Raw genomic sequence first — 20,697 nt, 5'->3', positions numbered from 1 at the left:
GGTACTGCAGGGGGGACCCTGTGGGAGAGTAGGACGCCGCCGAACAATTATTGTAGAAAGCCCCGTGCCCTTGTGGCACGGGGCTTTTCTGCGTTCCCGACCTCTCCTGGCACCCCTGTGCATGTGCCGGCCGTGCCTGAGGGTAGGGTCAGGGGGCATCATTGGCACGTTCTTCACAGGAGGCCCCCGGGTGGAGGTCCAGGAGACTCGCGTTCAGACGGACCGGGTACTCACCATCCCCAACATCCTCAGCATGGCTCGCCTCGTTGGCGTACCCGTCTTCCTGTGGCTGATTCTCCGACCTGAGTTCGGCGGGCCCAAGAGCGATAGCTGGGCGCTGCTGGTACTGATGTTCAGCGGCGTGAGTGACTACCTCGACGGCAAGCTCGCGCGTCGGTGGAACCAGATCAGCAGCCTCGGACGGCTGCTCGACCCGGCTGCCGACCGTCTCTACATTCTTTCCACGCTCGTTGGTCTGACCTGGCGCGAGATCCTTCCGCTGTGGCTCACTGCCGCGCTCCTGGCCCGTGAACTGATGCTTCTCGTGATGGTGGGAATCCTGCGCCGGCACGGCTATCCGCCGCCCCAGGTGAACTTCCTGGGGAAGGCGGCCACGTTCAACCTGATGTACGCATTTCCCTTGTTGCTGCTCAGCGACGGAGGTGGTTGGCTTGCATCGGTGGCCACCGTTTTCGGATGGGCGTTCGCAGTATGGGGTACAACGCTCTACTGGTGGGCAGGGATCCTCTATGTGGTTCAGGTCCGCCGGCTGGTCAAGGCGGATGCAGTAGCCGATTGAGCTCGTTGATGCGGTGCCGCGCAACGTGGCCGGCCCCGCGGCTGATGACACAGATGCTGCCCTGGCGGGCGAAGTCGGCTAGACCGTCGTCTCTTCAAGGAGGACGTTTCCGACATGAAGGCCGTCGTGATGGCAGGTGGTGAAGGCACTCGCCTTCGCCCCATGACCTCAAGCATGCCCAAGCCGCTCCTGCCCGTAGCCAATCGGCCAATCATGGAGCACGTGCTTCGCCTGCTCAAACGGCACGGGCTCAACGAGACGGTCGTGACCGTCCAGTTCCTTGCCTCGCTCGTGAAGAACTACTTCGGGGACGGCGAAGAGCTCGGGATGGAGCTCAGCTATGCGAACGAGGAGAAACCGCTCGGTACTGCGGGCAGCGTGAAGAATGCCGAAGAGGCATTGAAGGACGACACCTTCCTCGTGATTTCCGGTGACGCGCTCACCGACTTCGACCTCACCGACCTCATCGCTTTCCACAAGGAAAAGGGTGGGCTGGTCACGGTCTGTCTCACCCGCGTGCCGAACCCCCTCGAATTCGGCATCACCATCGTGGACGAAGCAGGTCAGGTCGAACGCTTCCTGGAGAAGCCCACCTGGGGCCAGGTCTTCTCGGACACCGTCAACACGGGCATCTATGTCATGGAGCCCGAGGTCTTCAACTACGTCGAAGCCGACGTCTCCGTGGACTGGTCCGGCGATGTCTTCCCGCAGCTCATGAAGGAAGGCAAGCCCATCTACGGCTATGTCGCCGAGGGCTACTGGGAGGACGTCGGCACGCACGAGAGCTACGTGAAGGCTCAGGCGGACGTACTCGAACGCAAGGTCGACGTCGAGATCGACGGTTTCGAGATCTCCCCCGGCGTATGGGTGGCCGAGGGCGCCGAAGTGCACCCCGACGCGGTGCTGCGGGGGCCGCTGTACATCGGTGACTACGCCAAGGTCGAGGCCGGGGTGGAGATCCGGGAGCACACGGTCATCGGGTCGAACGTCGTCGTGAAGAGTGGGGCCTTCCTTCATAAGGCCGTGGTGCACGACAACGTGTACATCGGTGATCACAGCAATCTGCGTGGTTGTGTGATCGGTAAGAACACCGACATCATGCGCGCGGCCCGGATCGAGGACGGGGCGGTCATCGGCGACGAATGCCTCGTCGGCGAGGAATCGATCATCCAGGGCAATGTCCGGGTGTACCCGTTCAAGACCATTGAGGCGGGCGCGTTCGTCAACACCTCGGTGATCTGGGAGTCGCGCGGACAGGCCCACCTCTTCGGTGCACGAGGGGTTTCGGGGATTCTGAACGTCGAGATCACACCGGAACTCGCGGTCAGGCTCGCCGGTGCGTATGCGACGACCCTCAAGAAGGGCTCCACGGTCACCACCGCACGTGACCACTCCCGTGGCGCCCGGGCGCTGAAGCGTGCGGTCATCTCGGCCCTTCAGGCCAGCGCCATCGACGTTCGTGACCTCGAGAACGTACCGCTGCCCGTGGCCCGTCAGCAGACCGCACGCGGCAGTGCCGGCGGCATCATGATCCGGACCTCGCCGGGGGTGCCCGACTCCGTCGACATCATGTTCTTCGACGAGCGGGGAGCGGACCTGTCCCAGGCGCGGCAGCGCAAGCTGGACCGCGTCTACGCCAGGCAGGAGTATCGCCGCGCCTTCCCGGGCGAGATCGGTGACCTCCACTTCCCGTCGAGCGTCTTCGACTCGTACACGGGATCACTGCTTCGGAACGTGGACACCGCAGGGATCTCCGACGCCGGGCTCAAGGTGGTCGTCGACGCGTCCAACGGCAGCGCGGGGCTTGTGCTCCCCAGTCTGCTGGGACGGCTCGGTGTGGATGCGCTGACCATCAACCCCGGCCTCGACGAGTCCAGGCCGACCGAGTCGGCCGAGACCCGGCGGTCCGGGCTGGTTCGGCTCGGGGAGATCGTCTCCTCGGCGAGGGCCGCGTTCGGGGTCCGGTTCGACCCGGTCGGTGAACGGCTCTCCCTGGTCGACGAGCGGGGCCGGATCGTCGAGGACGACCGGGCGCTGCTGGTCATGCTCGACCTCGTCGCCGCGGAACGTCGCAGCGGCCGGGTGGCGCTGCCCGTGACGACCACCCGCGTTGCCGAACAGGTGGCCGCGTACCACGGCACCCAGGTTGAGTGGACGACGACGTCGCCCGACGACCTGACGAGGGTGGGGCGCGAGGAAGGCACCATCTTTGGTGGAGACGGGCGTGGCGGGTTCATCGTTCCCGAATTCAGCAGTGTTTTCGACGGCTCCGCCGCGTTCGTGCGGCTGATCGGACTCGTGGCCAGGACGCAGCTCACGCTCAGCCAGATCGACGCACGCATCCCGCGCGCTCATGTGCTGAGGCGTGACCTGGCGACCCCGTGGGCCGTCAAGGGACTGGTGATGCGCCGTGTGGTCGAGGCCGCGGGGGACCGCAATGTCGACACCACGGACGGTGTACGGGTCGTCGAGGCGGACGGGCGCTGGGTGATGGTGCTACCGGACCGGGCAGAAGCGGTGACCCACCTGTGGGCGGAGGGGCCGGACGACGCCTCGGCCCAGGCGCTCCTGGACGAATGGTCCGCGATCGTCGACAGCGCGGGTCAGTGAGGTGACAGGACGCCGGGCCGGGGCGAGCGGCCTCGCCCCGGCCTCCGGATCCTGCCCCGATTCCGGGGTGCGGATGAGGGAGCGGCTCGGCTGCTTCCCGTGCGTCGGTGGGGCCATTCGGCGGTAGCCGCTGCGACATGCGACGATGTGCGGCATGTCGCAGCAGCCCCCCGATCGGAGTACCGCCTCGCCGCCGCCGCGCCCCGACGCGTCCATGTCGCTGCTGACCAATGTGATGGACCACAGCCTGGACGACGGATATGCCGAGGCATCGGCGCGTCGCAAGGCCGACGGGCGTACGGGGATGCCCCGGACCCTCAAGGCGAAGCTCGGCTTCGCGGCGTGTCTGGTGCTGGCCGCGCTTGTCGTGACGCTCGGCGCGGCGCAGGCGCGGGTCGCCGCGCCGGTCCTGGCCAAGGAGCGCGAGGAGCTCATCGACCGGATCGACGGGGAGACGTCCGCGGCCGACACCCTCGAGGCTCAGGTGGAGGAGATCCGCGACGACGTGGGCAGGCGCCAGCGCAAGGCGCTGGAGAAGCACGGCGGCGACCAGGCCGAACTGGTGGCCCTGCTCTCCGGGGCGACACCTGTGTACGGTCCCGGGGTGAAGCTCGTCGTCGACGACGCGAAGGACACCGACCAGGGCGGGGGCGGGCCGCGCGAGAGCAGCGGTTTCTCCGACACCGGACGGGTCCGCGACCGGGACATGCAACGAGTCGTCAACGGTATGTGGCAGTCGGGCGCCGAAGCCATCGCCATCAACGGGCAGCGTCTGACCGCCCTGTCGGCGATCCGAGCCGCGGGCGACGCCATACTGGTCGACAACAAGCCGCTCGTGCCGCCGTACACGGTGCTCGCGGTGGGGGACGGGAAGAAGCTCCGTGCCGCCTTCAAGGGCAGTGCCGACGGCCAGTACCTGCAGGCGCTGACGGACACCTTCGACATCAGGACCAGCATCTCCGTCCAGGAGAAGGTGAGCCTCCCGGCGGCCCCGAGCCTGATCGTACGGACAGCAGAGCCTTATAAGGCCGCAGACACCGGCAGTGGTGCGGCAGACACAGGGAAGGGCACATCGTGATCGCCGTACTGGGCCTCGTCGTGGGAGTCGTGGTCGGACTGTTGGTCCGGCCCGAAGTGCCGGCGGTGGTCGAGCCCTACCTTCCGATCGCGGTCGTGGCCGCTCTCGACGCCGTCTTCGGCGGTCTGCGGGCCATGCTCGACGGCATCTTCGTCGACAAGGTCTTCGTGGTCTCGTTCCTTTCGAACGTGGTCGTGGCCGCGCTGATCGTCTTCCTGGGCGACAAGCTGGGCGTCGGAGCGCAGCTCTCCACAGGAGTCGTCGTCGTCCTCGGGATCCGGATCTTCTCCAACGCCGCCGCGATCCGCCGGCACGTCTTCCGGGCCTGACGCCGATGAGTAACGACGCATTCGACGGTGACCGCGGACAGCCCGGAGAGCAGGCCGAGGTGGCTCCCGAGGGGCTGACCGGGCGACAGCGGCTGATCGCCGGGATCTGGCCGCCCCGGGTCACCCGTGCCCAACTCATCGTTGCGGTGCTGCTGTTCGTCCTGGGCCTGGGGCTTGCCATCCAGGTGCGGTCGAACAGTGACAACAGCGCCCTGCGCGGCGCCCGCCAGGAGGACCTGGTCCGCATTCTCGACGAGGTCGACGACCGTACGCAGCGGCTCGAGGACGAGAAGCAGCGCCTCGTCGACCAGCGCACGGAGCTGGAGAACAGTTCGGACCAGGCGGAAGAGGCGCGGAAGCAGACGGTGGAGAAGGAGCGCCAACTCGGCATCCTCGCCGGTACGGTGGCGGTGCACGGCCCCGGTATCACTCTCACGGTCAACGATCCGGGTGACGCGGTGCAGGCAGACATGCTCCTCGACGCCCTTCAGGAGCTCCGGGCGGCCGGCGCCGAGGCGATCGAGGTCAACGGCGTGCGCGTGGTGGCCAATACGTACTTCTCCGGGGACGGAGGCGCCGTCTCGGTCGACGACCGTAAGATCTCCTCTCCGTACGTCTTCAAGGTCATCGGCAAGCCTCAGGACCTGGAACCGGCGTTGAACATCCCCGGCGGTGTGGTGCAGACGCTGGAGAAGGAGCAGGCCACCGTGCATGTGGCGCAGTCCGATGACATCGTCATCGACGCCTTGCGACCGGCGGAGCGGCCTGACTACTCTCGGTCGTCGGCCCAGTGAACCCGGGACGCGTGGGCGTCGGGGGACACGGGCAGGAGGTTGCGGGGGGTCGCCGCATCGTAATGGTGGTGCGTGGTGGAAACTGTCGAGTGGATACGGACGTTGTGAAGATGTCCGGGTCGGCAGGTGTGTTCATTCAGGGTTCGTCCTGCCCCACGGGCGGGTCTGTTTCGGTCAAGGGGAATCGCCCGTGAAGTTGTTTGGGAAGTTGTTCGGCAAGAGCGCTCGCGATGAAGCAGCACGCCATCGCGCACCGCGCCATGGTCAGGCCGAGGAGCAGGGCGGCGAGCGCCCGCTCTTCCGCGATCAGGTAGCAGGGCCGGGGGGTGACAATTCGGGTGGTTCCGGCGCGTCGTCTGTTGACCCTGCCGGTCCCGGCCGCATAGGTTTCGGAGAACCGTCAACCTCAAGTACGGGTGGAGGGTTCGCCCCGAGGCAGGAGGCTTCGTCCATGCCGGTCTGTACGAGGTGCGGGCACCGCAACGCCGAGGCCAGCCGTTTCTGCTCCAACTGTGGCGCGCCACTGCGGGGCGGGGTTCCCGAGCGGGCTTCGGAGACGACGTCGACCATCTCCATCTCGGGCCTGGAGGCCTACGAGGCGGAGGCGACCGGACAGACGTCCGTGCCGTCGCTCTCGCCCGAGGCCCAGGCCGCCGTGGACGCCCTGCCGCTCGGTTCGGCGCTCCTGGTGGTGCGGCGGGGGCCCAACTCGGGCAGCCGCTTCCTCCTGGACAGCGAGCTGACGACGGCCGGCCGCCACCCGCAGAGCGACATCTTCCTGGACGACGTGACCGTGTCGCGTCGGCACGTGGAGTTCCGTCGGAGCCCCGACGGCAGCTTCACCGTGGGGGATGTGGGCAGCCTCAACGGCACCTATGTCAATCGTGAGCGCATTGACTCCGTCGCGCTGTCCAACGGCGACGAAGTGCAGATCGGCAAGTACCGGCTGGTCTTCTACGCGAGCCAGCGCGGCATCTGACGCGCCCCCTGACTCCGTCGGGGGGGACCCCGAGGAAGGTCCATGCTGAGAACACCGACGGGCGGTGCCGGACACGGCACCGCCACCGCCGACGACCGCCCGATGAGCATCGGCACGGTGCTCCTGCAGCTCCGGGACGAGTTCCCCGAAGTCACCATCTCCAAGATCCGTTTTCTGGAGGCGGAGGGGCTCGTCGAGCCGCAGCGGACCCCTTCCGGGTACCGGAAGTTCCGCCCCGGCGACGTCGAGCGACTGGCTCAGGTGCTGCGGATGCAGCGGGACCACTACCTCCCGCTGAAGGTCATCCGGGAGCACCTGGACGCTCTCGCCCGGGGTGAGCAGGCGACGCTGCCCTCGCCGGGCGGCGAGCCGGAGCCGGTCGACGGCAGCTGGTCCGGTGGGGCCGGACGGCCCACCGCGGCCCGCATCGGCCGTACCGAGCTCCTCGCCGCCGCCGAGGTTACCGAGAGTGACCTCGACGTGTGGGAGTCGTACGGTCTGGTCGCACCGTCGGCGGGCGGCGGTTACGACGCGGAGACGGTCACCATCGCCAGGCTTGTGGCGGATCTGGGGCGATTCGGTCTGGAACCGCGACATCTGCGCGCGATGCGAGCGGCCGCCGACCGGGAGGCCGGACTGATCGAGCAAGTTGTCGCACCCTTGCGCCGGCACCGGAATCCGCAGACCAGGGCGCATGCCGAGGCCACCGCGAAGGAGCTCGCCGAGCTCTCTGTACGGCTGCACTCGGCCCTCGTGCAGAGCGCCCTGCACATCCGTCTCCACTGATCCCAGTGGGGCCCGACTACCCAAACCTGCCGAGCACGTCCTAGGGTTGCTGTGTGAACGAGCTCGACGTTGTGGGTGTCCGGGTGGAAATGCCCTCCAACCAACCGATCGTGCTCCTGCGTGAAGTGGGAGGCGACCGGTACCTCCCCATTTGGATCGGCCCTGGTGAGGCGACTGCGATCGCCTTCGCCCAGCAAGGCATGGCTCCGGCCAGGCCGCTGACCCATGATCTCTTCAAGGATGTGCTCGAGGCCGTAGGCCAGGAGCTCACCGAGGTCCGGATCACGGATCTGCGTGAAGGGGTCTTCTACGCGGAGCTGGTCTTCGCCAGCGGAGTCGAAGTGAGCGCGCGGCCTTCCGACGCCATAGCGCTCGCCCTGCGCACCGGCACGCCGATCTACGGCAGTGACGGGGTGCTCGATGATGCGGGAATCGCGATTCCCGACGAGCAGGAGGACGAGGTGGAGAAGTTCCGCGAGTTCCTCGACCAGATCTCGCCGGAGGACTTCGGTACGAACAGTCAGTGACGTCCCAAGGGGCCCCGCCAGCGCATCCGACAAGCCTTTCCCGTTCATCAGTCACGGGAAACCACCCTCAGGGTGATTATCACTCGGCGTGCCGAGTGTGGCGATCGTTGACGCACCCCGGGTGACTGCCTACCTTCGAGTGGGCAGGTCAAGGACGGAGGTCGGCGTGAGAAGCAGCGGCGACGGTACGGCAGCGGGTGGGCCGTATCCGCAGCAGGGGAGTACAGCCGGCCACACCATCAGGCAACCGGTTGCGCCGGATGCGGTGGCGGGGGACGGCGTGACAGCGGCCAACGAGATCGGCTATCGCGGGCCGACAGCATGCGCGGCAGCAGGGATCACCTACCGGCAGCTCGACTACTGGGCCCGCACGGGTCTGGTGGAGCCGAGCGTCCGCCCGGCCTACGGGTCGGGCACACAGCGGCTCTACAGCTTCCGGGACGTGGTGCTGCTGAAGATCGTGAAGCGTTTCCTCGATACCGGGGTCGCCCTTCAGAACATCCGCACCACGGTGCAGCACCTGCGGGCCCGCGGCTTCCAGGATCTCGAGCGCATGACGCTGATGAGTGACGGGGCGACGGTGTACGAGTGCTCCTCGCCCGCGGAGGTCGTCGAGCTGCTGCAAGGGGGGCAGGGGGTCTTCGGTATCGCCGTCGGGGTGGTGTGGCGGGACGTGGACGCCGCGCTGTCGCAGCTGCACGGGGAGCGTGTGGACACCGGCGAGACACTGATCGGCAACAACCCCACCGACGAACTCGCACGTCGCCGCAACCGGGCGGGCTGACCGGGTGGGAGCGCGGACGCGCCCCGGGAAACCGGGGTCGGCCGCCCCTTGTGACAGGGCGACTGTCAGTGGCGTAGGGCACCATCGATTGATGTGAGAGCCGCGCCCACCATCCTGCATCTGGACATGGATGCCTTCTACGCGTCTGCGGAGCAGGCGGCGAAGCCGAGTCTGCGCGGAAAGCCGGTCGTGGTGGGCGGACTCGGCCCCCGGGGAGTGGTCGCCACCGCCTCGTACGAAGCCCGCCGTTTCGGGGTGCACTCGGCGATGCCGATGGCGCAGGCGAGAAGGCTGGCGCCGAACGCGGCCTATCTGGTGCCGCGCTTCACGCTCTACCGAACGGTGAGCGAACAGGTCATGGAGTTGCTGGGCCGCCTTTCACCCCTGGTGGAGCCGCTCAGTCTCGACGAGGCCTTCGTCGACCTGGAGGCGGGCGGGACGGCGAACGACACGGCCTCGGCGATGGAGATCGGCGAGCAGCTGCGCGGGGCGATCGAGGCGGTCACGGGACTCAGCGGCTCCGTCGGGCTCGCGGGCTCCAAGATGCTGGCGAAGATCGCCTCCGAGGAGGCGAAGCCCGACGGGATCCTGCTGATAGAGCCGGGTACGGAGCGTGCGCTGCTCGCGCCCATGCCGGTGCGCACCCTGCCCGGCGTCGGCCCCGCCACCGCGGACCATCTGCGCCGCGCCGGCATGACCACGGTCAACGACCTCGCCGAGGCGGGCGAGGCGGAGCTCGTACGGCTGCTGGGCAAGGCGCACGGCAGCTCCCTGCACCGCATGGCGTCCGGACACGACGACCGGCCGGTGATCGCCGAGCGCGACGCCAAATCGGTCTCGGTCGAGGACACCTTCGATACGGATCTCCACGACCGGGTCCGGGTGCGGACCGAGGTGGAGAGACTGGCCGGCCGCTGTGTCCAGCGGCTGAGGGCCGCCGGACGGTCGGGCCGCACGGTGGTGCTGAAAGTGCGGCGTTACGACTTCTCGACCCTCACCCGCTCCGAGACGCTCCGGGGGCCCACCGACGACCCCACGGTCGTCAGAGAGGCCGCTGCGCGGCTCCTGGAGGCCGTGGACACGACCGGGGGCGTCCGCCTGCTCGGTGTCGGCGTCACCGGGCTCGCAGACTTCACCCAGGAGGACCTGTTCGCCCAGGCAGCCGGCGAGCGGACGGCCGCCGAGCTTGCGGACCCCGCCGAACCGGGCGCGCACGCCGCTGCGGACGAGGGAGGACGGGAGGGCGAGGAGCCCGCACCCGAGAGTGCGGAGCAGCTCGCCGCGCGACGCTGGCCGGCCGGGCACGACGTGCGACATGACACCCACGGGCATGGCTGGGTGCAGGGCAGCGGGGTCGGACGGGTGACGGTGCGGTTCGAGGAACCGGAATCGGCGCCCGGCCGCGTTCGCACGTTCCGTATCGACGATCCGGAACTGCAGCCCGCCGATCCGCTGCCGCTCGTGCGGAACCCGGTGGACTACTCGTCCTGGCCGGCCAGCCTGCCGAAATCGCGGTCCGGGGCGCTCTCGGCCGGCGCCGAGTCCAGACCGTAGTGCCGGTAGAGCTGCAGCTCCTGTTCCGGCGAGAGGTGACGGCCGACCCCGAAGTCGGGTGCGTCCTTGATGAGGGCCCGGTCGAAGGGGATGCGCAGCGTGTCCTCGACGATTTCGCTGGGCTCCAGCGGGACGAAGGCGTCCCGGCTGAACAGTCCGGTGCGTACGGCGGCCCACTCTGGCACACCGGTCGCGTCGTCGAGATACACCTCGTCCACGGTTCCGATCTTGGTGCCCTTGCGGTCGAATGCCTTGCGGCCGATCAGGCTGCGCGGATCGATGTCGGTCTGCACGGTCCCTCCCACTGGTCGCGGCTACTCCACAGGCACTACAGAAGTGCAGATCCGTGGCGTCGGCCACTCGAGATTTCCACCGCATACCCCGCTGGTAGGCTGGCAATGGCTGCTGACCCCGTGCGGGAGAGTCCTCCGGAGACAATCCGGAAGGCGCCGAAGGAGCAAATCCTCCCCGGAATCTCTCAGGCCCCCGTACCGCACGGACGAGGTCACTCTGGAAAGCAGGGCGGGTTCCGCACGGCCACGGCCGGACCGGAGCTCTCCCTCACCGACGGTGAAAGCCGGTGCGCCCCGCGGGCACCGGTGAAGCTCTCAGGTTGAGATGACAGAGGGGGAGGCCGTTCGGGCACCCCGCGCCGTGGTGCCCCTCGCAGGTCGTGACAGACCAGGAGGCCTCCATCATGACCCCCCGTCGCACTTCGCTCTCTCAGCTGGAACAGGGAATCCCGTTCGAGCAGCGCCACATCGGTCCCGATGCCGAGGCCCAGGCGAAGATGCTCGCCCAGGTCGGTTACGGCTCGCTCGACGAGCTGACCGCCGCCGCGGTGCCCGATGTGATCAGGAGCGCCGAGGCCCTGAACCTGCCGGCCGCGCGGACCGAGGCCGAGGTCCTCGCCGAGCTGCGCCTCCTCGCCGACCGCAACCAGGTCCTGGCCCCGATGATCGGGCTCGGCTACTACGGCACGTTCACCCCGCCGGTGATCCTCCGCAACGTGATGGAGAATCCCGCGTGGTACACGGCCTACACGCCGTACCAGCCCGAGATCTCCCAGGGCCGCCTCGAAGCCCTCCTGAACTTCCAGACGATGGTCGCCGAGCTCACCGGGCTGCCCACCTCCGGCGCCTCGCTGCTCGACGAGGGCACCGCCGCCGCCGAGGCCATGGCCCTGGCCCGCCGCGTCGGCAAGGTCAAGCAGGGCGTCTTCCTGGTTGACGCGGACTCCCTGCCGCAGACCGTCGCCGTCATCGAGACCCGTGCCGAGCCGACCGGCGTCGAGGTCGTCGTCGCGGACCTCACCGACGGCATCCCCGCCGAGATCGCCGAGCGCGGTGTCTTCGGTGTGCTGTTGCAGTACCCGGGCGCCTCCGGAGCCGTACGGGACATCAAGCCCGTCATCGAGCAGGCCCACGAGCTCGGCGCGATCGTCACCGTGGCCGCAGATCTGCTGGCGCTCACCCTCCTCACGTCGCCCGGCGACCTGGGCGCGGACATCGCCGTCGGCACCACGCAGCGTTTCGGCGTCCCGATGGGCTTCGGCGGACCGCACGCCGGCTTCATGGCCGTGCGCGAGAAGTTCGCGCGCAGCCTTCCGGGCCGCCTCGTCGGCGTCTCCGTGGACGCGGACGGCAACAAGGCGTACCGCCTGGCCCTGCAGACCCGCGAGCAGCACATCCGCCGCGAGAAGGCCACCAGCAACATCTGCACCGCTCAGGTGCTGCTCGCCGTGATGGCCGGCATGTACGCCGTCTACCACGGCCCCGACGGCCTGCGGACGATCGCGCGGCGCACCCACCGCTACGCCGCCATCCTGGCCGAGGGCCTGCGCGCCGCCGGCGTCGACGTGGTGACCGGTGCCCACTTCGACACGCTCACCGTCCGGGTCCCCGGCAAGGCCGCCGCGGTCGTCGCCGACGCCCGCGAGCGTGGGGTCAACCTGCGGCTCGTCGACGGCGACCTGGTCTCGCTCGCGTGCGACGAGACCACGACCCGCGCGCAGATCGCGGCTGTGTGGGCCGCCTTCGGCGCCGACGGCGACATCGAGGCACTGGACGCCACGACCGTCGACGCGCTGCCCGAGGGGCTGCTGCGCACGGATGCGATCCTCACCCACCCGGTCTTCCACCAGCACCGCTCCGAGACCGCGATGCTGCGCTACCTGCGCAAGCTCGCCGACCGTGACTACGCGCTGGACCGCGGCATGATCCCGCTCGGCTCCTGCACCATGAAGCTGAACGCGACCGCCGAGATGGAGTCGATCACCTGGCCCGAGTTCGGCGCGCTGCACCCGTTCGCGCCGGCCGAGCAGGCCGAGGGCTTCCTGACGCTCATCCGTGAGCTGGAGGAGCGCCTCGCGGAGGTCACCGGCTACGACGCGGTCTCCATCCAGCCGAACGCCGGATCGCAGGGCGAGTTCGCGGGGCTGCTGGCCGTGCGCGCGTACCACCGTGCCAACGGCGACGAGGGCCGCACCGTCTGTCTGATCCCGTCCTCCGCCCACGGCACCAACGCCGCGAGTGCCGTGATGGCCGGCATGAAGGTCGTCGTGGTGAAGACCGCCGACGACGGCGAGGTCGACATCGCGGACCTCCGCGCCAAGATCGCGCAGCACCGCGACGAGCTCGCCGTGCTGATGATCACCTACCCGTCGACCCACGGTGTCTTCGAGGAGCACGTCGCCGACATCTGCGCCGAGGTGCACGACGCCGGCGGTCAGGTGTACGTCGACGGGGCGAATCTCAACGCCCTGGTCGGCCTCGCCAAGCCGGGCCACTTCGGGGGCGATGTCTCGCACCTGAACCTGCACAAGACCTTCTGCATCCCGCACGGCGGCGGCGGCCCCGGTGTCGGGCCCGTCGGGGTGCGCGCGCACCTGGCGCCGTATCTCCCGAACCACCCGCTGCAGCCCGCCGCCGGACCGGAGACCGGTGTCGGACCGATCTCGGCTGCTCCGTGGGGCTCGGCAGGCATTCTTCCGATCTCCTGGGCGTACGTACGCCTGATGGGCGGCGAGGGCCTGAAGCGTGCGACGCAGGTCGCCGTACTCGCGGCCAACTACATCGCCAAGCGGCTGGAGCCGCACTACCCGATCCTGTACAACGGCCCGGCGGGACTGGTCGCGCACGAGTGCATCGTGGACCTGCGGCCCATCTCCAAGGCCACCGGCGTCAGCATCGACGATGTGGCCAAGCGCCTCATCGACTACGGCTTCCACTCGCCGACGATGTCGTTCCCCGTCGCGGGGACGTTCATGATCGAGCCGACCGAGAGCGAGGACCTCGCGGAGCTGGACCGCTTCTGCGACACGATGATCGCCATTCGCGCCGAGATCGAGAAGGTGGCCTCGGGCGAGTGGAGCGCGGACGACAACCCGCTGGGCAACGCCCCGCACACCGCGGCGGCGCTGGGCGGTGAGTGGGAGCACGGCTACAGCCGCGAGGTGGCCGTCTTCCCCGCGGGCGTCTCGGCCGCCGACAAGTACTGGCCGCCGGTACGCCGGATCGACGGTGCGTTCGGTGACCGCAACCTCGTCTGCTCCTGCCCGCCGTTGGAGGAGTACGACAGCTGACCCCGGAACACGGGGCTGACGCGGACACGCGTGGGGGCCGGTGCGGAGATCTCTCCGGGCCGGCCCCTTTTCCGTACCGGCCGCTTAGGCCGCCTTCACCACCCGGCCCGTTCCCAGCGGCCGGTGCGGGGCGATGATCTGTCCGTCCGGAAGCAGCTCACCGGTGTCCTCGAAGAGCAGGACGCCGTTGCACAGCAGGCTCCAGCCCTGTTCCGGATGGTGCGCCACCAGACGGGCGGCTTCCCGGTCGGCTGAGTCGGCTGTCGGGCAGGGTGGCTGGTGCTGACACATGGCTGGGTTCTTTCGCTGCGTTGAGTTGAGTGTCCTGCGGCTTGAAGAGGTGTTCATGGCCGCCCCCCGTATCGATCGGTCCGGTCCCAGTGTTGCCCCACGGACGTCAATCCGCAGGGATTTCGCAGCAGCGCTCGTTCTCCTCTCATGACGCATCACCCGCCCGGACGGTTCAACGCAACTGCACTGTCAATTCGGGTGGTTCGGGGTGGCCGAATGAGGCTAGTCCGGATGGGCACGGGCGTTCCCTGCGGATGGCACTGTGCCCCGCCACCGAGGTGGCGGGGCACAGTGCCATCAAGTGGGGGAGCCGGGACTCAGGCGGGAGAGCCGAGCAAGGGGCCGGGACCGGGGGCGATACGGGTGGTGATCACGGGGAGCAGATCAGCGACCCGGTGCGGACGGTGTGCCGCGATACCCGGTGGGGCGGGAGCCAGCGGAACCAGCAGATCGGCCGGGGCGGGGGACCCGCCGGACGCGTCGGCCTCGGTGTCCCCGTGCAGCCACAGCGCCAGCATGTAGAGCTCGGGAATGGACAGCAGCCTCGGCTGGTAGGGCGTCGCCGCCGCTTCCGCCTGGCGCAGGGCGAGTTCGGTGGAGGCGATGTACGGGCCCTCGAAGAAGTGCGAGAAGGCCCAGCCGTCCGGGGTGAGCATCGTGTCCGCCGCCGCGACGGCCCGCTCCGTACTGCGGATCAGGAAGCGCCATGCGGCGAGCCGGGTCGTGGGTGCGAGCCCGTCCCGGCCGATGCGGTCCAGCACATGGACGGGGAGCGGGTGTTCCGGGCTCAGCGGTCCCTGGACGGACCGCAGAGCGGGGGTGCGGGCCTCGCGGACCGCGGTCGGTGAACCGAGCGCCGCGAGAACGCTGCGCAGAGCGGGCGCGGGAGCCGGGGGTACATGCAGCGGCATAGTGGGTCGCCTCTCACTTCGGAGACACGGTGGAGCGTGGGCGGGTGCAGACGGCGCTGTCGGCGTGCGGGGCCAGAGGAGGCCGGTGACTGGGCCGGTGCGTCAACTCTCTGCCTCGTCCGCGGAGTTTATACGACACGTGTTCACGCGGTGTTTCCACTAGCCGCCATGGCTATTGCCGGCAAGGCGGTATCCGGACTTAATTATGCGGAGATTATGCTGATTCGGTGTGAGCGGCGCAGCCACCGCCTCGGGTTTTTCCCGCGGCGCGGTAGGCTGAAACGTGCCGACGCTTTCCCCGCGTGCCGGGCGAGGAATCTGCGGGCTGCCTCATGCCGAGTGAATGTGCCCGGGGCCTTGGTCATGAGATTAGCGGGTACGCGGCGTCCGCGGGGCGTTATGGATCTCCCCGCCTGGGCATTATCGATCGTGACGCGAGCGGCCTGGGCCGCGGGCTGCCCACTCGAGGAAGGACACTTCGATGGGGGAGAAGGTCGTTGCGGGCGCCTTTGACCTGTCCGACCGACAGAGGTACCGGAGGAAGCTCCACCAGTGCCTGGAGGGGCTGGGGAGGCTTCTGGCGGAGCGGAGGTTCGACCGGCCGCGCAACCTCATGGGTATGGAGATCGAGCTGAATCTTGCCGGTGCCGACGGTATGCCGAAGATGTTGAATGGACAGGTTCTGGACCGGATCGCCAGCCGCGATTTCCAGACGGAACTGGGGATGTTCAATCTCGAAGTGAACATAGTTCCACATAATCTTTCAGGTCGTGTTCTCGATCAACTGGCCGAAGAGCTGAGAACCGGTCTCGGATATGCCGACCGGAAGGCCGCCGAGGTCGACGCCGGGATCATGATGATCGGAATACTCCCCACCCTCGGACGCGAGGACATGGTCCGGTCCAATCTCTCCGACGTGGACCGCTACGCGTTGCTGAACGATCAAATGGTGGCGGCGCGCGGCGAGGATTTCTCCCTGGATATCGAAGGTGTGGAGCGACTGGTCTGCACCTCCGGCTCCATCACTCCGGAAGCGGCCTGCACCTCGGTGCAACTCCATCTGCAGGTGACCCCGGAGCGCTTCGCCGATGTGTGGAACGCGGCCCAGGCCGTCGCGGCGGTCCAGGTGGCCATGGGAGCCAACTCCCCCTTCCTGTTCGGCCGGGAGCTGTGGCGGGAGTCGCGGCCGCCGCTCTTCCAGCAGGCCACGGACACCAGGCCGCCCGAACTCCAGAACCAGGGCGTGCGGCCGAGAACCTGGTTCGGTGAGCGGTGGGTCGACTCGGCTTACGAGCTCTTCGAGGAGAACCTCCGCTACTTTCCGCCGCTGCTGCCCATCTGCGACGACGAGGATCCGCTGCGGGTCCTCGACGAGGGCGGTGTGCCCGGGCTCCAGGAACTCGTCCTGCACAACGGCACGGTCTACCGGTGGAACCGCCCGGTGTACGGGCTCGCGGACGGCGTACCGCACCTGCGAGTGGAGAACCGGGTGCTCCCCGCGGGGCCGACCGTCGCCGACGTGATCGCCAACACCGCGCTCTACTACGGACTCGTACGGGCCCTCGCAGAGGAATCCCGGCCGGTGTGGACCAGGATGCCCTTCAGCGCCGCGGCCGAGAACTTCGACACCGCCTGCCGCCGGGGCATCGACGCCGAACTGCTCTGGCCCCGCCCCGGCCGCTCCGGCGGTCTGACCCGGGTGCCGGCCGTCAAGCTGGTGCGGGACGAACTGCTGCCCCTGGCGGCCGCGGGCCTCGACGCCTGGAACATCGAGCCCGCGGACCGGGACCACTACCTCGGGATCATCGAGGAGCGGTGCAGGCGGCGGACGAACGGGGCGTCCTGGCAGGCCGACACCTACCACCGGGCGCGGGAGGCGGGCCTGGGGCGGGCCGAGGCTCTCGCCGCCATGACCCGGCGGTACGCCGAACTGATGCAGGACGGCGAGCCCGTGCACACCTGGCCGGTGGACCTCCCCGCACGGTGAGGGGGCGGGTGGCCGGAAGGGGGCCGTGGCGGGGCGGGGGCCCTACTCCCCGGCTGCCCCGCCGCTCTGTCCCGCGGTCATGACGGCCTGCAGGATCACCGCCTGGATCTCCGCCGGGTCGCTGACCTGGTAGCCGCCGCCACCGGTCACCTTCGCTATCTCGTTCACCTCGTCGCGGTCGGCATCGGGGCCGACCGCGATGGCGAGCAACGGCACGGGCCGTTCCGGGTCGGTGAGCTTCTCGAGCTCGGCGATCAGGGCGGAGCGGGAGATGGAGCGGTCGTCCTGGTTCGAGCCGTCGGTGAGGATGACGACCGCGTTGAACTTGCCCTTCACGTAGGTGCGCTGCGCCTCCTTGTACGCGGCCAGCGCGGTGTCGTACAGACCCGTGGCACCGTCGGGGACTGGCTTCAGCGCGGAGAACGCCGCGGCGAGCTTGTCGCGGTGTGTGCCGCCGCCCTTGGCCGCGTCGCCGAGCCGGCCGGTCGCCACCAGCCTGCGGTAGTCCTTGTCGCCGTCGAGTGTGGTGGCGAACTCCCAGAGGCCGACCTCGTCGTTCGGCGTGAACTGGTTGAGCGCCTGGATCAGGGACGCCTTGGTGACGTCCATCCGGGACTGGTTGCGGCCCGGCACGATCGTGGCCATCGACCCCGAGGCGTCGACGACGGTGGTGAGCCGCGCGCTCTGCACGGTGATCGTCCACATGCCGAGCGTCTCCTGCAGCGTCTCGTCCGAGGGTGCGGCTCCGGGCGATGTGGCGTACGGCTGGGGCGCCTTGCCGCCGGCCGAGGCGACCAGGGTCTCGTCCGCCGCGCCCTCGACGGTCCGGAAGCCGTGCTCCTGCAGGGTGCGCTGGGAGGCGTCCTCGGACAGCAGCGTCATGAACCGCAGGGCTGCCCGGCTCTCGTCCGTCGTCTGCTCCTCCTCGTTGACCAGAGTGAACGGATAGTTGAGGAGCGGAGCGCCGTCCTTGGGGTAGAAGAGGTCGAGCTTGCCGTCCCCGGTCGACTCGGCGTTGTGGGCGAACGCGGCCTGTTCGGACAGGAGCACCGCCTGGTTGCGCGCCGGATTTCCCTGCTCCGCGCCGGAGCTGTCCTGGGGCAGGGTCCCGACCACCTGGGTGTCGCCGTCCGACATCCGCTGGGCGAGCAGTTTGGCGGTGGACGCGGCCCTCGTGTCGCTGTCCCCGCCCAGTTTGTCGGACGAGATTCCGATGCTCGTCAGCGCCAGCAGCCCGGTGGCGCTCCGCGCGGGGTCGGCCGAGCCCAGACGTACCTTGTCGGACTCCATGGCCGCTGCTGTCAGTTCGGCCCAGGAGTACTTCTTCTCGGGCCAGCCGAGGCTCTTGGCGGCGGAGGGGACCATGGCGAGGGTGACGGGGGAGGACGCGACGGAGTCGCCCGGGGTGATCGGGATGGCCTCGCCCGTGCCCTTCGCCCGGTTCAGCCAGAGATCGGAGTCGGGGAGCCACATTTGGTAGTCCGGTGCGCGGGTGCCGCGGGCGAGCGCGTCCGCCACCTTGTACGAGTCACGGGCCACCACGTCCACGTCCAGACAGCGGCCGTCGGATCTGAGATCGTCCTTGCGCGCCTTGTCGGCGACGGCACGCACGGCCGGAGCGATGTCCGGTGAGGTCATCATGGACAGGTGTACGGCGGTGTCCTCGCAGGACTTCGAGAACGACAGCAAGCCGCCCTGTGCCGCGACCGCCGTTCCCGCGGCCACTGCGAGAACGAGCGTGGTGGCGATGGCTACGGTGCGACGGCGGCGCGGTGGACGGTCCCCGCTTCCGTCCGTGGCGTAGTCGTCGGGCAAGCTGTGACGTCCCATGTCGGTGGTGCCCCTCCTTGAGGATGAACAAGGAAATGGGGGACCACACCATCGGCAATGGTGCTCGCCCCCCGGCCTGTCGCGCATGATCTTCGTACCTGCATTCGAGACCCTAGCGGGACGGGGAGTGGCATGGGACGTGAATGCACAACTGAGGGCAGGTGTACAGGTGGAGGCGGGGCGCGTGGCTGATTCTTTTCCTCAGGAGGCCGTCTCACGACGGATTCTGCGGTCCGAAACGGTGTTGGTGCTGGCTCTCTCGCTGGGTGCCAGCGGGGTGTCTGCCCTGATCAGTTTTGTCGGATCCCTGACGAAACCGGGGGGTTTGAAGGATCAGGCGGCCACCCTCAACAGTTCCTACGCGCCGGGACGCCCATGGCTGGATCTCGCCTGGCAGCTCTTCGGGATCACGACGGCGCTGGTGCCGGTCGCCCTGGTGGCGCACCTGCTGATCAGGGAGGGTGCCGGGCTGCGCGCCATCGGCTTCGACCGGACCAGGCCGTGGTCCGATCTGGGACGCGGGGCGTTGGTCGCGGCGGGCATCGGCAGCGCGGGGCTGGCCTTCTACCTCGTCGTCCGCGCTGCCGGATTCAACCTCACGGTCGTTCCCGAGTCGCTGCCCGACGTGTGGTGGAAGTTCCCGGTTCTCATCCTGTCGGCGATCCAGAACTCCGTGGTGGAGGAGGTGATCGTCGTCGGATATCTGCTGCGCCGGCTGGGGCAGTTGGGGTGGTCGCCGATGGCCGCACTGGTGGCGAGTTCGGTCCTGCGCGGCTCGTACCACCTGTACCAGGGCATCGGCGGCTTCATCGGCAACATGGTGATGGGCCTCGTCTTCGTGCTGCTGTACCGCCGCTGGCAGCGGGTGGGGCCGCTGGTCGCCGCGCACGCCCTGCTCGACATCGGCGCGTTCGTCGGGTACGCGGTGCTCGCCGGGAAGGTGGGCTGGCTGCCGACCCCGTGAGCCCGGGGCGACAGGAGGGGGTGTGCGGCTCGTCCGCACACCCCCTCCTGTCGTTCGCCGTGGTCACAGGGTGACGAGCAGTTCACCGTCCACGACCGTCACCGCGCGGCCTGTCAGCAGGGTGCGGTCTCCCCGCAGTGACGTGCGGACCAGTCCCGACCGGGCGGAGGCCTGGAGGCCGGTCAGTTCGTCGCGGCCGAACCGCGCCGACCAGAACGGCGCGAGGGCGGTGTGGGCGCTGCCCGTCACCGGGTCCTCGTCGATGCCCACGGCGGGGAAGAAGCCGCGGGAGACGAAGTCGTAGCCGCAGTCGGGAGAGGCGGCTGCCGCGGTCGCGATGACGCCGCGCTGCGAGTGGGCGGTCAGTGCCGCGAAGTCCGGTGAGAGTCCCCGTACGGCCGCCTCGTCGGCCAGTTCCACGAGCAGATCGCCGATGTGCGGGCCCGTGTCGTGGACGGATACGGGCTCCGCGCCGAGGGCGGCGACCAGTCCCGGTGACGGGGCCTCGGGGGTCAGGTGCGCGGTCGGGAAGTCGAGTGCGATCGACCCGTCCGGGGCCGTGGTCGACGTGAGCGCTCCGCACCGGGCGGCGAAGCGCACCGTGCCGCTCGCCGTCGAGGTGGTGTGCAGGACGTGGGCGGTGGCCAGGGTGGCGTGACCGCACATGTCGACCTCGGTGGACGGGGTGAACCAGCGCAACGCCCAGTCGGCGGCGGCGCCCGGCGGCAGCGGGTGGGCGAACGCCGTCTCGGAGAGGTTCAGCTCCGTGGCGATCTGCTGGAGCCGCTTGTCATCGGGGAAGCCCTCCGGGCCCAGGAGCAGGACGCCTGCGGGGTTGCCGGAGAAGGGGCGGTCGGTGAACGCGTCGACGATACGAATCCTCATGGTCCG

General features: G+C 68.9%; 18 protein-coding genes and 1 riboswitch. Of the genes, 13 read left to right on the top strand and 5 right to left on the bottom strand.

Annotated elements, in window-relative coordinates:
- The first annotated feature begins 190 nt into the window (after positions 1 to 190).
- The 10 genes from ACIBJG_RS35675 to ACIBJG_RS35630 all read left to right on the top strand — a co-directional run bounded on the left by ACIBJG_RS35675 (position 191) and on the right by ACIBJG_RS35630 (position 10,240).
- Complete coding sequence (locus ACIBJG_RS35675) at positions 191 to 799, top strand: CDP-alcohol phosphatidyltransferase family protein (protein ID WP_399314067.1); 609 nt, start codon at positions 191 to 193, stop codon at positions 797 to 799.
- A gap of 114 nt (positions 800 to 913) precedes the next feature.
- Positions 914 to 3,409 carry a sugar phosphate nucleotidyltransferase gene (locus ACIBJG_RS35670; protein WP_399314066.1) on the top strand — a complete coding sequence of 832 codons (2,496 nt, stop codon included), beginning with the start codon at positions 914 to 916 and terminating at the stop codon, positions 3,407 to 3,409.
- Positions 3,410 to 3,563: 154 nt separating this feature from the next.
- On the top strand, positions 3,564 to 4,487 hold the full coding sequence (locus ACIBJG_RS35665; protein ID WP_399314064.1) for a DUF881 domain-containing protein: 924 nt from the start codon (positions 3,564 to 3,566) through the stop codon (positions 4,485 to 4,487).
- Positions 4,484 to 4,816, top strand: a complete 333-nt coding sequence (locus ACIBJG_RS35660) for a small basic family protein (protein ID WP_003970459.1) — start codon at positions 4,484 to 4,486, stop codon at positions 4,814 to 4,816. The genes ACIBJG_RS35665 and ACIBJG_RS35660 overlap by 4 nt, the downstream gene beginning before the upstream one ends.
- Before the next feature lie 5 nt (positions 4,817 to 4,821).
- On the top strand, positions 4,822 to 5,610 hold the full coding sequence (locus ACIBJG_RS35655) for a DUF881 domain-containing protein (RefSeq protein WP_399314062.1): 789 nt from the start codon (positions 4,822 to 4,824) through the stop codon (positions 5,608 to 5,610).
- 190 nt (positions 5,611 to 5,800) lie between these two features.
- Positions 5,801 to 6,589: an FHA domain-containing protein gene (locus tag ACIBJG_RS35650; protein WP_399314061.1), complete on the top strand. Its 789-nt coding sequence runs from the start codon at positions 5,801 to 5,803 to the stop codon at positions 6,587 to 6,589.
- 42 nt (positions 6,590 to 6,631) lie between these two features.
- Positions 6,632 to 7,375, top strand: a complete 744-nt coding sequence (locus ACIBJG_RS35645; RefSeq protein WP_399314059.1) for a MerR family transcriptional regulator — start codon at positions 6,632 to 6,634, stop codon at positions 7,373 to 7,375.
- A gap of 53 nt (positions 7,376 to 7,428) precedes the next feature.
- The gene (locus tag ACIBJG_RS35640; protein ID WP_006123076.1) at positions 7,429 to 7,902 is read left to right on the top strand and encodes a bifunctional nuclease family protein; all 474 of its coding nucleotides are present in this window, start codon (positions 7,429 to 7,431) and stop codon (positions 7,900 to 7,902) included.
- Positions 7,903 to 8,068: 166 nt separating this feature from the next.
- The gene (locus ACIBJG_RS35635) at positions 8,069 to 8,686 is read left to right on the top strand and encodes a MerR family transcriptional regulator (protein WP_399314057.1); all 618 of its coding nucleotides are present in this window, start codon (positions 8,069 to 8,071) and stop codon (positions 8,684 to 8,686) included.
- A 93-nt stretch (positions 8,687 to 8,779) separates the two neighbouring features.
- Positions 8,780 to 10,240, top strand: a complete 1,461-nt coding sequence (locus ACIBJG_RS35630) for a DNA polymerase IV (protein WP_399314056.1) — start codon at positions 8,780 to 8,782, stop codon at positions 10,238 to 10,240.
- On the opposite strand, the gene ACIBJG_RS35625 is transcribed toward ACIBJG_RS35630, so the two are convergent.
- The gene (locus tag ACIBJG_RS35625; RefSeq protein ID WP_399314054.1) at positions 10,165 to 10,533 is read right to left on the bottom strand and encodes a PRC-barrel domain-containing protein; all 369 of its coding nucleotides are present in this window, start codon (positions 10,531 to 10,533) and stop codon (positions 10,165 to 10,167) included. The two genes, ACIBJG_RS35630 and ACIBJG_RS35625, sit on opposite strands and share 76 nt — an antisense overlap.
- A gap of 113 nt (positions 10,534 to 10,646) precedes the next feature.
- A riboswitch (glycine riboswitch) is annotated at positions 10,647 to 10,744 on the top strand.
- Between the two features lie 193 nt (positions 10,745 to 10,937).
- Here ACIBJG_RS35625 and gcvP point away from each other — a divergent pair.
- Positions 10,938 to 13,823, top strand: a complete 2,886-nt coding sequence (gene gcvP, locus ACIBJG_RS35620; protein ID WP_399314053.1) for an aminomethyl-transferring glycine dehydrogenase — start codon at positions 10,938 to 10,940, stop codon at positions 13,821 to 13,823.
- An 84-nt stretch (positions 13,824 to 13,907) separates the two neighbouring features.
- Here the strand turns inward: gcvP and ACIBJG_RS35615 are convergent, their stop codons facing one another.
- Both ACIBJG_RS35615 and ACIBJG_RS35610 read right to left on the bottom strand, forming a co-directional pair.
- On the bottom strand, positions 13,908 to 14,114 hold the full coding sequence (locus ACIBJG_RS35615; RefSeq protein ID WP_136326371.1) for a DUF5999 family protein: 207 nt from the start codon (positions 14,112 to 14,114) through the stop codon (positions 13,908 to 13,910).
- 317 nt (positions 14,115 to 14,431) lie between these two features.
- Positions 14,432 to 15,025, bottom strand: a complete 594-nt coding sequence (locus ACIBJG_RS35610; protein ID WP_399314051.1) for a hypothetical protein — start codon at positions 15,023 to 15,025, stop codon at positions 14,432 to 14,434.
- A 481-nt stretch (positions 15,026 to 15,506) separates the two neighbouring features.
- Here ACIBJG_RS35610 and ACIBJG_RS35605 point away from each other — a divergent pair, with 481 nt between their 5' ends.
- The gene (locus ACIBJG_RS35605; protein ID WP_399314050.1) at positions 15,507 to 17,012 is read left to right on the top strand and encodes a glutamate-cysteine ligase family protein; all 1,506 of its coding nucleotides are present in this window, start codon (positions 15,507 to 15,509) and stop codon (positions 17,010 to 17,012) included.
- 42 nt (positions 17,013 to 17,054) lie between these two features.
- Here the strand turns inward: ACIBJG_RS35605 and ACIBJG_RS35600 are convergent, their stop codons facing one another.
- On the bottom strand, positions 17,055 to 18,842 hold the full coding sequence (locus ACIBJG_RS35600; protein WP_399314049.1) for a substrate-binding domain-containing protein: 1,788 nt from the start codon (positions 18,840 to 18,842) through the stop codon (positions 17,055 to 17,057).
- A gap of 184 nt (positions 18,843 to 19,026) precedes the next feature.
- Here ACIBJG_RS35600 and ACIBJG_RS35595 point away from each other — a divergent pair, with 184 nt between their 5' ends.
- Positions 19,027 to 19,806, top strand: coding sequence for a CPBP family intramembrane glutamic endopeptidase (locus ACIBJG_RS35595; protein WP_399314047.1), 780 nt, complete (start codon positions 19,027 to 19,029; stop codon positions 19,804 to 19,806).
- Positions 19,807 to 19,869: 63 nt separating this feature from the next.
- Here ACIBJG_RS35595 and ACIBJG_RS35590 read toward each other — a convergent pair whose 3' ends face one another.
- On the bottom strand, positions 19,870 to 20,691 hold the full coding sequence (locus ACIBJG_RS35590; protein ID WP_399314045.1) for a PhzF family phenazine biosynthesis protein: 822 nt from the start codon (positions 20,689 to 20,691) through the stop codon (positions 19,870 to 19,872).
- Positions 20,692 to 20,697: the final 6 nt, after the last annotated feature.

Source organism: Streptomyces sp. NPDC050422, assembly GCF_044458665.1.
In the GTDB taxonomy this organism is placed as follows: Bacteria; Actinomycetota; Actinomycetes; order Streptomycetales; family Streptomycetaceae; genus Streptomyces.
This window is presented reverse-complemented; position numbering and strand designations above follow the sequence as displayed.